This is a genomic window from Kitasatospora sp. MBT63 (genome assembly GCF_000710465.2).
Taxonomy (GTDB): Bacteria; Actinomycetota; Actinomycetes; order Streptomycetales; family Streptomycetaceae; genus Kitasatospora.
In genome coordinates this window covers 1-1864 of the sequence record NZ_JAIZ01000761.1, presented here as the reverse complement: position 1 = coordinate 1864, position 1864 = coordinate 1, and the positions used below count along the sequence as shown (strand labels likewise).

Genomic DNA, 1864 nt, shown 5'->3' with positions numbered 1-1864 from the left:
GGTGGGGGCGGTCGTCCTGCTCTCGCTGCTGCCGGTCCTGCTCCACCCCCACCGGGACTCGCGCTCGCGCTGACGCCGGACGGAGGCAGGGCACGCGGGGACCGTCGTCCTTCCAGGGGGCGCGGGGAACTGCGCGAGGGCGGAAGGAACGGCGCCGCACCTCCCACCGGACCGTGAGCCGGCGGTCCGCGCACCGAGCCGTGTGCTTCACGACTCCGATCCGCCGGCGTCCGACGCCTCCTCGCCCGATCCCGCCCGATCCCGCCCGATCCCGCCCGATCGGCCTCTCCCGGCGGGCCGCTCAGCCGGTGGTGGCCGCCAGGATGTGGTCGCGGGAGGCCCGGACCTGCTGCCGCAGGGCGGGCAGGTCGACGTCGAGGACCCGGCCGTTCCACTTGCGGGGTTCGCCGTTGACCAGGACGGCGGTGATGTTGCGGGCGTCGCAGCCCAGCACGACGGTGCCGACCGGGTCGTTGAGGGGCATGGTGTTGAGGTCCTCGGCCTCGATGACCAGCAGGTCGGCCTTCTTGCCGGGGGTGAGCGAACCGGTCACGTCCTGGAGGCCGTTGGTGCGGGCGCCCTGGAGGGTGGCGAAGTCCAGCACGTCGTGGGTGGTGATCCTGGCGGGCCGCCGGCCGGTGCCGTAGGCGTCGTTCACCGCGCGCATCCGCTGGATGGCGTGCAGTGTCCGCATCTGGGTGAACATGTCGCCGGCCAGGGCGACCTCGACGTCGATGCTGAGGCCGGGGCGGACGCCCGCGGCCAGGGCCTCGTCGACGGCGGGGACCGCGGTCTCCAGGCCGATCTGCGCGTCCGAGGTGGGGGCGAGTGCGACGGTGGCGCCGCAGCCGCCGATCGCCTTCCACGCCTCGGGGGTGAGCCCGGTGGCGTGGATGAGGGTGACCTCGGGGGTGAGCAGGCCGGCCTCGGCCCAGTCCAGCACGGCCGCCGAGGAGGCGGCGCCGAAGACCGCGTCCACGCTCACGCCGATGCCCAGGTCCGCGGCGACGCGGGCGAGTCCGGGCCCGTAGGCGAGGGCCGGTCCGGCGATCTCGTCGGTGGCGAGGGCCGCCAGGCGCAGGGTCAGCAGCTGGTCGTCGCTGCTGAAGTACCGGTCCGCGAGCCGGGTGAGGTCGCCGGGCCACTGGTGGTCCCAGTCGCCGAAGTGCGGGCCCATGGCGGCGTGGACACCCCGGATGCCGGTGTCCAGCAGCGCCCCGATCGCGGCGTCGGAGTGCTCGCGGGTGCGGGAGTTGTGCGAGAAGTCGAGCAGGCAGGTGATCCCGGCGTCGATCGCGGAGAGCGCTGCGAGCCGGGTGCCGGTGTACATGTCCTCGGGCCGGTAGGCCGTGGCGTAGCCGGCGAGGGTGGTGGTCACGTACCCGCCGAGGTCGTCCACGTCCGGCATGATCCGGCGCAGCTGGCTCTGCCAGGCGTGGCGGTGGGTGTCGACGAAGCCCGGTGCCAGGACGGTGCCGGCGGCGTCGACGACGATGGCGTCGCCGACGTCGAGGGCGGTGCCGACGGCGGCGATGGTGTCCCCCTCGACGAGCAGGTCCGCCAGGGGCAGGGTGCCGAGGGCGTGGTCCATGGTGACGACGGTCGCTCCGGTGAACAGGATGCGCCGCCGGGGGTCGCCGGCCGCCCGGTGGATCCGGTCGAGGACGGCGGGAGTGAGGTCGTCGGGGGTGGGGTCGGCGTGCACGGGAGGCCTTTCGGTGCGGTACGCCGGGCGACGCCCGGCCGGGGCGGTCGCCCTCGCGGCCAGCCTCGGCGTACGCGGCCCGGGTAACCAGGCCGCCGTGTACCTGGGTGTCCGGCACCCAGGCTGCCCACCCGCCCGCACCCCGGGGTCCGACCCGGC

The 1864-nt window shown here is 75.1% G+C and carries 1 protein-coding gene; it reads right to left on the bottom strand.

Annotation, left to right across the window (positions count from 1 at the left end; genetic code table 11):
• Positions 1-301: 301 nt before the first annotated feature.
• The gene (locus tag AA75_RS39695) at positions 302-1705 is read right to left on the bottom strand and encodes an amidohydrolase family protein (RefSeq protein ID WP_033825338.1); all 1404 of its coding nucleotides are present in this window, start codon (positions 1703-1705) and stop codon (positions 302-304) included.
• Positions 1706-1864 lie beyond the last annotated feature (159 nt).